Here is an 11103-nt window from a genome sequence, read left to right as displayed (position 1 = left end):
CCACAGCTACAACAACTACCTGTCGCCAATAGCCATGGAGCAAAAAGCGGCATAAACACCGTAATCGGTGTCCGGGATTACTTGACCAGTTCAAGCCCCCTCCCACAGGGGGCCGCATTTCAATTTACAGTTTGGCGAGGTCCGGGAGGTCGCCGGTCAGGCCCAAGGCCTGGCGTACAAACAGTGCCTTGGCTTCGGGAATCTGGTCGACGATCTTCAACCCGGCATTGCGCAACCAGCGCAGCGGCAGTTGATCGGCCTGAAACAGGCGCTCGAAGCCTTCCATTGCCGCCATCAGCGCCAGGTTATGCGGCATGCGCCGACGCTCGTAGCGGCTCAGCACCTTCACATCCGCCAGACGCTCGCCACGTTCGCTGGCCGCCAGCAGCACTTCGGCCAGCACCGCGGCATCGAGAAAGCCCAGGTTCACGCCCTGCCCCGCCAAGGGATGGATGACGTGGGCCGCATCGCCAATCAACGCCAGGCCTTCGGCCACGTAACGTTTGGCGTGACGCTGACGCAACGGCACGCAGACGCGCGGGTCGGCGCTGACCACCGTGCCCAGGCGCCCCTCAAAGGCCCGCTCCAGCTCACCGCAGAAGCGCTCATCGTCCAGCGCCATCAAACGCTCGGACTCCGCCGGCGTGGTCGACCAGACAATCGAGCACCAGTCCTCCTGCCCATCACGCACCAGCGGCAGGAATGCCAGCGGGCCCGTGTCGGTGAAGCGTTGCCACGCGGTGCGCTGGTGCGGCTGGCTGCTGCGTACGCTGGTCACGATGGCGTTGTGCAGGTAGTCCCATTCACGGGTGGGGGTGCCGGTCAGGCGGCGCACTGCGGAGTTGGCGCCATCGGCGGCGACCACAAGCGGCGCGCGCAGCTTGCGCCCATCGGCCAGGGTCAGCAGCCATTCATCGCCGGAGCGGCGCATCTGCTCCAGGCGCGCATTGGCCAACAGCCCCAGGTCACAATCATGCAGGCGGTCCAGCAAGGCATCCTGGATCACACGGTTCTCGACGATATGCCCCAGCACCTCGGCATGCACACTGGCCGCCGAGAAGTGGATCTGCCCGGTGCCGCTGCCGTCCCACACTTGCATCTGGCCATAGGGGCTGGCGCGGCGCTCGACGATGCCGTCCCACACGCCAAGGCGTTCGAGAATGCGCTGGCTGGCGGCGGACAGCGCACTGACCCGCGGTTCAAACGCCGCCGCCGGTTCGAACGGCTTGACGCTCAGCGGGCTACCGTCAAGCAGCAATACCTGCAGGCCACTGCCCTGCAACGCCAGCGCCAGGGCGCTTCCGACCATTCCGGCCCCGACAATCAGCACATCTGCGCGCATGTCCATAGTCAAGCCTGTCTCGCTGGCGGCTTGCGCCGCACGTAAAGGGTTTTGTCGACCCGCGCCACCAGGGTGCCGGAGCCGTCATGAATCTGGACCTTGAGCCGAGGCAAATATTTCTCGCCATCGGCGGTCTGTCGACGAACCTCATCGAGCAGGGCGTCGTCGATGGAGAACTCGGCATACACCGGACCTTTGCCCGGCGAGATGAAGTCGATGCTGGCGGCCTTGTCCCAGACAATGTAATCGCGGCCCAGGTTCTCCATCAGCATCAGCATGTAGAACGGGTCGACCATCGAATACAGGCTGCCGCCGAACTGGGTGCCCACATAGTTGCGGTTATACCAGCCCAGGCCCATGCGCACCTTGACGTGACGAAAGTCGGCGCTCATCTGCTGCACGCTGACCCCGGCGCCCAGGTACGGCGGATAGAGCGTCATCACCCAGCGCAGCAGCCGCGCCTTGCCCAGACGCTGGATCAGCCACTTACGCATCGGGGCGCGTACCCAGGCCCATGGCCTGGCGGGCGAACCAGCGCTTGGCCGGCGGCAGCAGGTCCAGGCCGAGCAGGCCCATGTTGCGCCCCAGCGCCACCAACGGTTGGCCGCTGCCGAACAGGCGCGTGACCTGGTCGGAGAAACCCACCGTCAGTTGCTGGTCCAGGCGCTGGCGCTCGCGGTAGCGCTGCAGCGTCGCCAGGTCGCCCGGCACGGCAGGCCCGGCCAGCAGGGCTTCGGCCAGGGCGTTGGCGTCGCGCAGGGACAGGTTGAAACCCTGCCCGGCGATCGGGTGCAGGCTGTGCGCCGCATTGCCGAGGACCACCAGGTGCGAGCGGACCTGTTCTTCCGCTTCCACCAGGGTCAGCGGATACAGATGCCGCGCGCCTACCTGCTTCAGGGTGCCCAGGCGATAGCCGAACACGCCCTGCAATTCGCTGAGGAAACTGCGCTCGTCAAGGCCCGCCAGGCGCTGGGCGTCCATGCCCATGCGGGTCCAGACCAGCGCGCAGCGGTTGTCGGGCAGCGGCAGCAAGGCCATCGGCCCTTCATCGGTGAAACGCTCGAACGCTTCGCCATTATGGGCTTCGCTCGGGGTGATGTTGGCGATCAGCGCGCTCTGGTTATACGGGCGCGTCTTGACGCCGATGCCCAGTTGTTCGCGCAGGCCCGAGCGGCCGCCGTCGGCCAGTACCGCGAGGTCGCATTCGAGCACGGTTTCATCGTTGAGGGTCAGGCGGTAGCCATCAGGCAGCGGCTCCATGCGCGTGACTTCCGCCGGGCAGCGCCAGCTGACCACCTCTTTATCCAGGCCTTGCCACAGGCATTGGCCCAGCCAGGCGTTTTCCACCACGTAACCGAGGGCCGGCACACCCTCTTCCAGGGCTGACAGACGCGCGGTGGAGAAGCGTCCACGGTCGGACACATGAATCTGCTTGATCGGCTCGGCGCGACGGGAAATGTCCTGCCACACGCCCAGGCGCTGATAGATCTGCCGGGCACCAAAGGACAGCGCCGAGGAGCGCGCATCGTAGCTGGGCTGATAACTGTCGCCGGGCGCGAAGGGCTCGATCAGTGCGATTTTCCACCCTCGCGCCTTGGCCCCGGCCTGCAACGCCAGCGCCAGGCTGGCGCCCACCAGGCCACCGCCGATGATCGCCAGGTTGACCCGGCTCATCGGGCAGCCGCCATCAGCGCTTCGATCTCGGCCACCGTCTTGGGCACCGCGCCGGTCAGAATTTCACAGCCTTGCTTGGTCACTATCACGTCGTCCTCGATGCGTACGCCAATGCCACGCCACTTCTTCGCTACGTTCTGGTTATCCGGTGAAATATAGATCCCCGGCTCCACGGTCAAGGCCATGCCGACTTCCAGCACGCGCCATTCACCGCCGACTTTGTACTCGCCCACATCATGCACATCCATGCCCAGCCAATGACCGGCGCGATGCATGTAAAAGGCGCGGTAGGCTTCGCTGGCGATCAGTTCGTCAACCTCGCCCTGCAGCAACCCCAGCCTGACCAGCCCGGCCGTGATGACCTGCACGGTCGCCTCATGCGCCTGGTTCCAATGCTTGTTCGGCGCGATCTGCGCGAAAGCGGCTTCCTGGGAGGCCAGCACAATCTCGTAGATCGCCTTTTGCTCGGGCGAAAACCTGCCGTTGACCGGCCAGGTGCGAGTGATGTCACTGGCGTAGCAGTCGATCTCGCAACCGGCATCGATCAATACCAGGTCACCGTCCTTGAGCAGCGCGTCATTCTGCTGGTAATGCAGGATGCAGCTGTTGCGTCCTGCGGCCACGATGGAGCCATACGCCGGCATTTTCGCGCCACCCTTGCGGAACTCATAATCCAGCTCGGCTTCCAGGCTGAACTCATGCAGGCCGGCACGGCTGGCCTGCATCGCGCGCACATGGGCGGCGCAGGAAATTCGCGCCGCCTCGCGCATCACCTTCACTTCCGCCGCCGATTTATACAGGCGCATGTCGTGCAGCAAATGATCCAGGGCAACGAATTCGTTCGGCGGCTGGGCGCCCAGGTGCGCCTTGGAGCGGATCACGTTGATCCACTCCATCACATGCCGGTCGAATTCGGCATTGCTGCCCATGGCCGAATACACGCGGTCGCGGCCTTCAATCAGGCCGGGCAGGATGTCATCGATATCGGTAATGGGAAACGCGTCGTCAGCGCCAAAATCGCGGATCGCGCCTTCGGTACCGGCGCGCAGGCCGTCCCACAATTCGCGTTCGGCGTTGCGTTCGCGGCAGAACATTATGTACTCGCCATGCTGGCGACCGGGCATCAGCACGATCACCGCCTGCGGTTCAGGGAAGCCGCTCAGGTACTGAAAGTCGCTGTCCTGACGGTAGACATGCTCTACATCACGGTTGCGAATCGCCACGGCGGCGGCCGGCAGGATCGCGATGCTGTTGGGTTCCATCTGCGCCATGAGCGCCTTGCGGCGACGGGTGTATTCCGCTTTGGGGATATGGATCATGGGCAGATGGGCTTCCTTTTTCAGTGCAGCGACGGCTTGGGCACCGCAGGTTCAGCGGACTTCCTGGTCTCGGTGAACAGCAGCAACGGCGCCACGCGCAGGTATTCCATGACTTCCATATAGTCGCCCTCGCCGTCTTCGGACTCTTCCAGGGCATCTTGCACCTGGGAGATGGCCGCCAGGTCCTGCAACACTTCCTTGGCGTCGGTGCTCAGTTCCAGGCCGCCGGCATTCACGCCGAAACCGTGGAGGAAGCCCTGGCACCATTGGCCCAGTGCTGCGGCGCGCTCGGCGAGCGGTGCGTCGTCGGTCGGCAGCAGCAGGACCACGGTGACGTCATCACCGGTCAGCTCGCCCTTGACCATCTCTTGCAGGCCGATCAGCGCGTTACGCACGTTCTCGGTCGGTTCGGTTTCCAGCAGCTCGGCCACATCGGCCAGCCAGTTGTCGGCATCGAAGCCCACGCCGGTGCAACTGCGGCCCAACAGCACGCCATGCAGTTCGGCAGGCGAGCAAGGATGACCGCTGGTGCTCAGCAGTTTGGAAAAAGCGTCGTACGGGGAGTTCTGAATGGGCATGGTGAGCTAGGCGCCAGACGGCGCAATGTCTAGAATGGAGCGCTGTATCCTAGCACCGGCAGACGCACCAAGACTATCGAGGGCGTCAGATCGTTTATCCTGAAGTTGCCATTCATCAGACAAAATCCAGTGGAACCCAATGGAAGACACCGACCTGCAAGCGCTGATGGCCAGACTCGAACTGCTAATTGATCGGGTCGAGCAACTTAAGAGTCAAAACGGACTCCTATTAGCTCAGGAAAAGACCTGGCGCGAGGAACGCGCTCACCTCATTGAAAAAAACGAAATCGCCCGGCGTAAGGTCGAATCGATGATTTCGCGCCTGAAGGCCCTGGAGCAAGACTCATGAGTTCAAGCAATAGCGTTACCGTGCAGATCCTCGACAAAGAGTATTCGATCATCTGCCCCCAGGAGGAGCGCAGCAACCTGGTGAGCGCTGCCCGCTACCTGGACGGCAAGATGCGTGAAATCCGCAGCAGCGGCAAAGTAATCGGCGCCGACCGCATCGCCGTGATGGCTGCACTGAACATTACCCACGACCTGCTGCACAAGCAGGAACGCCCTGACGCGCAGGCCAGCGGCTCGACCCGCGAGCAGGTGCGTGACCTGCTCGAACGCGTCGACCTGGCGCTTTCCACCGATTCCGACGCACCCAAGGGCTGATTGCCGAGTCTGTTTAAGGTATACTCGCCTCACTCCCTGGCGTGTTTGCCAGTCGGCGATGTCCCGGAGCCGATTCGCACTACCCTGGAAGTTGCACGTTGGGCTGGTGTGCATGTCCGCTAGACGGAAAGCCTTAAAGCCTACTGCTTCTTCCACCTTGAACTTTCGGGTTCAAGGGCTTAGTCGACAGCGGCTCTGCCGGGGAGCCTGAATTCCCAAACTCAATGCCAGTCTTCGGACTGGCATTGTTTTATGAGCCGAACAGCCATGACCGAACCTGCGCCGCTTTCCCGTCCGCAACTTCGACGCCTGTTGCGCAAAGCACGCCGCGCTCTGACACCGAGCGAGCAGCGTCAGGCCGCGCAAGGTCTTTACCGGCAACTGGCACAGCACCCGCTGTTTCGCCGGGCCAGACATATTTCCCTGTATCTACCGACGGACGGTGAAATCGATCCGCGCCTGCTGCTGCGCGCTGCCCAGCGCCGGGGCAAGGCCACCTACCTGCCGGTACTGAGTGCGTGGCCGCGTACCAAAATGGTGTTCCAGCGCGTGCGGCCTGGGGATAAGTTGCTGCCCAACCGCTTTCGTATTCTCGAGCCTCGGGCCGATGCCCACCGCCAACGCAAAGTGTGGGCGCTGGACCTGGTGCTGCTGCCGCTGGTGGGGTTCGATAATGAGGGTGGGCGATTGGGCATGGGCGGCGGTTTCTATGACCGCAGCCTGGCTTACCTGGCCAGGCGCAACACGTGGCGCAAGCCGACGCTGCTGGGGTTGGCCCATGAATGTCAGCAAGTCGATCGCTTGGCGCAGGCGAGTTGGGACGTGCCGCTGGCGGGCACTGTCACCGAAAAACAATGGTATGTAGCAGAAACGCCGCTGGAACCAGCGACGCTTTAAATCGCGTTAACGCTTGAATTGCTGCTGCACAGGCGAAAGCTCAACCGGTGCATCGGTCTTGTTCGACCACAAGCTCTGGGCATACCCGGTGGTCACGACACCCAGACCAAACAAAATAACCAATATCCATAGTAAATCCGGTTTACGTTGCATCGATTGCCCCCCTTCAGGCATCTCGTACACGATGACAACAACGTTCCAAAGTAGTCCGTTGCAGCTGCGCCAAGCTTGAAGCCCGGCATTCTGCGGTAACGTGAACCAACACGCAAACCTTGACGCCAACCGACTGTCGGTTTGTCATGGGATTGCCCGACAACTTGCCCAATGCCTTTTTCAGGAGCGCAAAAATGGCCTACTGGTTGATGAAATCCGAGCCCGACGAACTCTCGATCAAAGGCCTGGAAACGCTCGGTGAAGCCCGCTGGGACGGGGTGCGCAATTACCAGGCGCGCAACTTTTTGCGGGCCATGGCGGTGGGCGACGAATTCTTCTTCTACCACTCCAGCTGCCCCGAGCCAGGCATTGCCGGCATCGGCAAGATCGTCAAGTCCGCCTATCCCGACCCCACCGCGCTGGAGCCAGAAAGCCACTACTTCGATGCCAAGGCCACCCCGGAAAAAAACCCGTGGAGCGCACTCGACGTCGCGCACGTGCAGACCTTCCCCAAGGTGATGGGCCTGGGCTACCTGAAACAGCAGGCCGCGCTGGCCGAACTGCCTCTGGTGCAAAAAGGCAGCCGGCTCTCGGTGATGCCGGTCACTGCCGAACAGTGGGCGGCAGTCCTGGCGCTGCGTTGAAGGGTTACTGAATGATCAGGTTGTTGAACAACAGGTCTTCCACCATCGGCTTGCCGGTCTCATCGTTCATCACCTGCTGCGTCTGCTTCAACGCTTCCTGGCGCAGCTTTTCCTTGCCTTCAACCGTGCTCATGGCTTCGTTGGTCTGCTGGGTAAACAGTGCCACCAGTTGGTTGCGAATCAACGCATCATTGGCTTTGACCGCTGCGGCGGCTTCGGTGCCGGTGACGCGCAGAGCGATGTCGGCCTTGAATACCTTGAGTTTTGCCGTGCCATCCAGGCCGTAGTTGCCCACGAACGGCGGCGTCAGGCTGATATAGCTGACCTTCGGCGCCTCGCCCTCTTTGGCCTCTTTGGCTTCTTCGGCCTGGGCGGCCATCGGCAAGGTCAGGGCCAGCATCAACAGGATCCACGCTTTCACAGTTCATTCCTCGAATTCGATTGCCGGGTAGCATAACGCTAGCAAGGCTGAGCACAAGCTTATGGGGGCTTATCAGGCGCGGGCATGCTTGTTGACCCACGGGCGTACCCTCCTACACTTATCGGCCACGACGCCAAAAGGAATAGTCCGATGAAAGCTGTGCTGTGCAAAGCCTTCGGCCCCGCCGAAACCCTGGTGCTGGAAGAGATCGCCAGCCCCGCGATCAAGAAGAACGAAGTCCTGCTGGACGTGCACGCGGCCGGGGTGAATTTTCCGGACACCCTGATCATCGAGGGTAAATACCAGTTCAAGCCGCCCTTCCCGTTTTCTCCGGGTGGCGAAGCGGCGGGCGTGGTGAGTGACGTCGGGGAGAAGGTCAGCCACTTGAAAGTCGGTGATCGCGTGATGGCCCTGACCGGCTGGGGCAGTTTTGCCGAGCAGGTGGCGGTGCCGGGCTATAACGTGCTGCCGATCCCGCCGAGCATGGACTTCAACACCGCCGCCGCCTTCAGCATGACCTACGGCACCTCGATGCACGCGCTGAAACAGCGCGCCAACCTGCAACCCGGCGAAACCCTGCTGGTGCTCGGCGCTTCCGGTGGCGTGGGCCTGGCCGCCGTGGAAATCGGCAAGGCCATGGGCGCTCGGGTGATCGCCGCCGCCAGCAGCGCCGACAAACTCGCGGTGGCCAAGGCGGCCGGCGCCGATGAGTTGATCAATTACAGCGAAGCCAACCTCAAGGATGAGGTCAAGCGCCTCACCGACGGCAACGGCGCCGATGTGATCTACGATCCGGTGGGTGGTGACCTGTTTGACCAGGCGATCCGCTCGATCGCCTGGAATGGTCGTCTGTTGGTAGTGGGCTTTGCCAGCGGGCGCATCCCCGAATTGCCGGTGAACCTGGCACTACTCAAGGGCGCGGCGGTGGTGGGCGTATTCTGGGGCTCGTTTGCCCAGCGTCAGCCGCAGGACAATGCGGCCAATTTTCAGCAACTGTTCACCTGGTATGCCGAGGGCAAGTTGAAGCCGTTGGTGTCACAGGTGTACCCGCTGGAACAGGCGGCCCAGGCAATCAATGACCTGGGGCAGCGCAAGGCGGTGGGTAAGGTTGTCGTGCAAATCCGCTGACCGAAGTGGAATGCAGCCCAAATGTGGGAGGGGGCTTGCCCCCGATAGCAGTGGGTCAGCCAGCAATGACTAACCTGATACACCGCCATCGGGGGCAAGCCCCCTCCCACATTTGATCCTCAACGACCCACACTTACCTATTCGCGACATGTTCATAAGAGAACATGCAATTGCTCCCATTTCCTGTGTTTGCGGATAAGAGGCGATGCTATTTTCGGTAACGAAACTGTAACATTCGCATCCGCAGTCAAAACAAGAAATTTGGAGCCCTTGAATGTTTGCTTTCTTCCGACCTGCCGCACACCAGGCGCCCCTGCCTGAAGAAAAAATAGACAGTACCTACCGACGCCTGCGCTGGCAGATCTTCGCCGGTATTTTCTTCGGTTACGCCGGCTATTACCTGCTGCGCAAAAACTTCTCCCTAGCCATGCCCTACCTGATCGACGAGGGCTATACCCGCGGTGAGCTGGGCCTGGCGATGTCGGCCATCGCGATTGCCTACGGCCTGTCCAAGTTCCTCATGGGCCTGGTGTCCGACCGCTCCAACCCGCGTTACTTCCTGCCCTTCGGCCTGCTGGTGTCAGCGGGGGTGATGTTCATTTTCGGTTTCGCGCCTTGGGCGACGTCCAGCGTGACCATGATGTTCATTTTGCTGTTCATCAACGGTTGGGCCCAAGGCATGGGCTGGCCGCCAAGTGGGCGGACCATGGTGCACTGGTGGTCGCAGAAAGAACGCGGCGGCGTGGTCTCGGTGTGGAACGTGGCGCACAACGTCGGCGGCGGCCTGATCGGTCCGCTGTTCCTGCTGGGCATGGCCTGGTTCAATGACTGGCATGCGGCGTTCTACGTCCCGGCCACGGTGGCGCTGGCAGTGGCGGCGTTTGCCTTCATCACCATGCGCGACACGCCGCAATCGGTTGGCCTTCCGCCGATCGAGCAGTACAAGAACGACTACCCGGAAGGCTACGACGCCAGCCACGAAGACGAATTCAGCGCCAAGGAAATCTTCGTCAAGTACGTGCTGCGCAACAAAATGCTGTGGTACATCGCCCTCGCCAACGTGTTCGTCTACCTGCTGCGCTACGGCGTACTGGACTGGGCGCCGACCTACCTGAAAGAAGCCAAGCATTTCACGGTCGACAAGTCGTCCTGGGCGTATTTCTTTTACGAGTGGGCTGGTATCCCGGGCACGCTGCTGTGCGGCTGGATGTCGGACAAAATCTTCCGTGGCAATCGCGGCCTGACCGGCATCGTGTTCATGGCGCTGGTGACCGTGGCGACTCTGGTTTACTGGCTCAACCCGCCGGGCAACCCGATGGTCGACATGATTGCGCTGGTCTCCATCGGCTTTTTGATCTACGGCCCGGTGATGCTGATCGGCCTGCAGGCGCTGGAACTGGCACCGAAGAAAGCCGCCGGCACCGCGGCCGGCTTCACCGGCCTGTTCGGCTACCTGGGCGGTTCGGTGGCGGCGAGCGCGGCGATGGGCTACACCGTGGACCACTTCGGTTGGGACGGTGGTTTCGTGCTGCTGATCGGCGCGTGCGTGCTGGCGATCGCCTTCCTGATCCCGACGCTGTGGCACACCAACAGCGTCAGCTCGGCGCGCTAACTGCCCGGGCAATCCTTCGCACAACGCTTGAGCCGCGCCTCCAGGTTTTTATCTGGCATGGCGTGGCTACGCAGGGCGTTCACGGTCTGCTCGACATAATCGCGAGTAGTGCCGTAACGCCCGCAAGCGCTTTGCAGCACATGGTTCAGTACGATATCGGGCAAGTTGCCGGCATAGCTGGGCAAGTGCCGCTCCAGCACAAATCCCAACGCCTGCACCTGACTGCCATCTTCCAGGCGGCAACTGAGCCAGTGCGGCTTGTAGGAGGGGTAAGGCATTTCGCGTTGCCATAACGCATACAGCGAAGCCTCCAACTGATCTTCCGGCAAGCGGTAGGCAAACCCGCTGCACGAACCGCCCCGATCCAGCCCGAAGACCAGGCCCGGCAACTCCGGCGTACCCCGGTGCTCGTGGGACCACAGGTACAGGCCACGGTGGTAACCGTGAACCCGCGCGCGCACCCGTTCGCTCGACGAACATTCAGGACGCCAGATCAGCGAACCATAGGCAAACAGCCAGACCGGCCCACCCTTATGCCGGGCCATGGTGGCCTGCATCGAGCTCATTAATTGTTCGTGAGTGAGTTGCGGCCCAAGATCGAGCCGCGGAGGGTAAGCCAACTGCAGAAGATCGGTTTCAATGGCGGTCATGGCGAAAAGCGTTGCGCCTCCT

The 11103-nt window shown here is 62.0% G+C and carries 14 protein-coding genes and 1 other RNA gene; 7 read left to right on the top strand and 8 right to left on the bottom strand.

What is annotated here, in order from left to right; translation table 11 throughout:
* Positions 1 to 124: 124 nt before the first annotated feature.
* From J1G34_RS20905 to J1G34_RS20885, 5 genes are read right to left on the bottom strand one after another with little or no spacing between them, the layout of a single operon-like run.
* Positions 125 to 1342, bottom strand: a complete 1218-nt coding sequence (locus J1G34_RS20905) for a 2-octaprenyl-3-methyl-6-methoxy-1,4-benzoquinol hydroxylase (RefSeq protein WP_163003354.1) — start codon at positions 1340 to 1342, stop codon at positions 125 to 127.
* An 8-nt stretch (positions 1343 to 1350) separates the two neighbouring features.
* Positions 1351 to 1836 carry a DUF4442 domain-containing protein gene (locus J1G34_RS20900; protein ID WP_065887025.1) on the bottom strand — a complete coding sequence of 162 codons (486 nt, stop codon included), beginning with the start codon at positions 1834 to 1836 and terminating at the stop codon, positions 1351 to 1353.
* Positions 1829 to 3016 carry a 2-octaprenyl-6-methoxyphenyl hydroxylase gene (gene ubiH, locus J1G34_RS20895; RefSeq protein WP_065936959.1) on the bottom strand — a complete coding sequence of 396 codons (1188 nt, stop codon included), beginning with the start codon at positions 3014 to 3016 and terminating at the stop codon, positions 1829 to 1831. The genes J1G34_RS20900 and ubiH overlap by 8 nt, the downstream gene beginning before the upstream one ends.
* Positions 3013 to 4335 (bottom strand): Xaa-Pro aminopeptidase, encoded by a 1323-nt coding sequence (gene pepP / locus J1G34_RS20890; protein ID WP_065887023.1) that lies wholly within the window; start codon positions 4333 to 4335, stop codon positions 3013 to 3015. Before pepP ends, ubiH begins: the two co-directional genes overlap by 4 nt.
* 20 nt (positions 4336 to 4355) lie before the next feature.
* The gene (locus J1G34_RS20885; RefSeq protein WP_065898120.1) at positions 4356 to 4913 is read right to left on the bottom strand and encodes a YecA/YgfB family protein; all 558 of its coding nucleotides are present in this window, start codon (positions 4911 to 4913) and stop codon (positions 4356 to 4358) included.
* Between the two features lie 139 nt (positions 4914 to 5052).
* Between J1G34_RS20885 and J1G34_RS20880 the strand changes: the two genes are divergently transcribed.
* From J1G34_RS20880 to J1G34_RS20865, 4 genes are all read left to right on the top strand, one after another.
* The gene (locus J1G34_RS20880) at positions 5053 to 5262 is read left to right on the top strand and encodes a TIGR02449 family protein (protein ID WP_003177365.1); all 210 of its coding nucleotides are present in this window, start codon (positions 5053 to 5055) and stop codon (positions 5260 to 5262) included.
* Positions 5259 to 5576: a cell division protein ZapA gene (locus J1G34_RS20875; RefSeq protein ID WP_065887022.1), complete on the top strand. Its 318-nt coding sequence runs from the start codon at positions 5259 to 5261 to the stop codon at positions 5574 to 5576. The genes J1G34_RS20880 and J1G34_RS20875 overlap by 4 nt, the downstream gene beginning before the upstream one ends.
* A 30-nt stretch (positions 5577 to 5606) precedes the next feature.
* Positions 5607 to 5785: non-coding RNA, 6S RNA (gene ssrS, locus J1G34_RS20870), on the top strand.
* 58 nt (positions 5786 to 5843) lie between these two features.
* Entirely contained in the window at positions 5844 to 6473 is a 630-nt protein-coding gene (locus J1G34_RS20865) for a 5-formyltetrahydrofolate cyclo-ligase (RefSeq protein ID WP_065934159.1), read from the top strand.
* Between the two features lie 6 nt (positions 6474 to 6479).
* Here J1G34_RS20865 and J1G34_RS20860 read toward each other — a convergent pair whose 3' ends face one another.
* Complete coding sequence (locus J1G34_RS20860) at positions 6480 to 6626, bottom strand: hypothetical protein (RefSeq protein ID WP_015886446.1); 147 nt, start codon at positions 6624 to 6626, stop codon at positions 6480 to 6482.
* 194 nt (positions 6627 to 6820) lie between these two features.
* Here J1G34_RS20860 and J1G34_RS20855 point away from each other — a divergent pair, with 194 nt between their 5' ends.
* On the top strand, positions 6821 to 7270 hold the full coding sequence (locus J1G34_RS20855) for an EVE domain-containing protein (RefSeq protein WP_222994568.1): 450 nt from the start codon (positions 6821 to 6823) through the stop codon (positions 7268 to 7270).
* A 4-nt stretch (positions 7271 to 7274) separates the two neighbouring features.
* Here J1G34_RS20855 and J1G34_RS20850 read toward each other — a convergent pair whose 3' ends face one another.
* A complete protein-coding gene (locus J1G34_RS20850) occupies positions 7275 to 7691 on the bottom strand; it encodes a flagellar basal body-associated FliL family protein (protein WP_065887019.1) in 417 nt (138 codons plus the stop codon).
* Between the two features lie 150 nt (positions 7692 to 7841).
* On the opposite strand from J1G34_RS20850, the gene J1G34_RS20845 reads away from it, so the two are divergent.
* The gene (locus tag J1G34_RS20845; protein WP_065893900.1) at positions 7842 to 8819 is read left to right on the top strand and encodes an NADPH:quinone oxidoreductase family protein; all 978 of its coding nucleotides are present in this window, start codon (positions 7842 to 7844) and stop codon (positions 8817 to 8819) included.
* A 274-nt stretch (positions 8820 to 9093) separates the two neighbouring features.
* Complete coding sequence (glpT, locus tag J1G34_RS20840; protein ID WP_065887017.1) at positions 9094 to 10431, top strand: glycerol-3-phosphate transporter; 1338 nt, start codon at positions 9094 to 9096, stop codon at positions 10429 to 10431.
* Here the strand turns inward: glpT and J1G34_RS20835 are convergent.
* The gene (locus J1G34_RS20835) at positions 10428 to 11081 is read right to left on the bottom strand and encodes a gamma-glutamylcyclotransferase (protein WP_065887016.1); all 654 of its coding nucleotides are present in this window, start codon (positions 11079 to 11081) and stop codon (positions 10428 to 10430) included. The two genes, glpT and J1G34_RS20835, sit on opposite strands and share 4 nt — an antisense overlap.
* Positions 11082 to 11103: the final 22 nt, after the last annotated feature.

This window comes from Pseudomonas sp. Wu6 (assembly GCF_019891515.1).
Taxonomy (GTDB): Bacteria; Pseudomonadota; Gammaproteobacteria; order Pseudomonadales; family Pseudomonadaceae; genus Aquipseudomonas; species Aquipseudomonas orientalis_A.
The sequence above is the reverse complement of the archived record's forward strand: the minus strand, read 5'-3'. Positions and strand labels throughout refer to the sequence as shown.

Excerpts from the sequence above, each read along its gene's own strand:
- J1G34_RS20905 (WP_163003354.1), bottom strand. The coding sequence starts at position 1,342 with ATGCGCGCAGATGTGCTGATTGTCGGGGCCGGAATGGTCGGAAGCGCC.
- J1G34_RS20900 (WP_065887025.1), bottom strand. The coding sequence starts at position 1,836 with ATGCGTAAGTGGCTGATCCAGCGTCTGGGCAAGGCGCGGCTGCTGCGC.
- ubiH (WP_065936959.1), bottom strand. The coding sequence starts at position 3,016 with ATGAGCCGGGTCAACCTGGCGATCATCGGCGGTGGCCTGGTGGGCGCC.
- pepP (WP_065887023.1), bottom strand. The coding sequence starts at position 4,335 with ATGATCCATATCCCCAAAGCGGAATACACCCGTCGCCGCAAGGCGCTC.
- J1G34_RS20885 (WP_065898120.1), bottom strand. The coding sequence starts at position 4,913 with ATGCCCATTCAGAACTCCCCGTACGACGCTTTTTCCAAACTGCTGAGC.
- J1G34_RS20880 (WP_003177365.1), top strand. The coding sequence starts at position 5,053 with ATGGAAGACACCGACCTGCAAGCGCTGATGGCCAGACTCGAACTGCTA.
- J1G34_RS20875 (WP_065887022.1), top strand. The coding sequence starts at position 5,259 with ATGAGTTCAAGCAATAGCGTTACCGTGCAGATCCTCGACAAAGAGTAT.
- J1G34_RS20865 (WP_065934159.1), top strand. The coding sequence starts at position 5,844 with ATGACCGAACCTGCGCCGCTTTCCCGTCCGCAACTTCGACGCCTGTTG.
- J1G34_RS20860 (WP_015886446.1), bottom strand. The coding sequence starts at position 6,626 with ATGCAACGTAAACCGGATTTACTATGGATATTGGTTATTTTGTTTGGT.
- J1G34_RS20855 (WP_222994568.1), top strand. The coding sequence starts at position 6,821 with ATGGCCTACTGGTTGATGAAATCCGAGCCCGACGAACTCTCGATCAAA.
- J1G34_RS20845 (WP_065893900.1), top strand. The coding sequence starts at position 7,842 with ATGAAAGCTGTGCTGTGCAAAGCCTTCGGCCCCGCCGAAACCCTGGTG.
- glpT (WP_065887017.1), top strand. The coding sequence starts at position 9,094 with ATGTTTGCTTTCTTCCGACCTGCCGCACACCAGGCGCCCCTGCCTGAA.
- J1G34_RS20835 (WP_065887016.1), bottom strand. The coding sequence starts at position 11,081 with ATGACCGCCATTGAAACCGATCTTCTGCAGTTGGCTTACCCTCCGCGG.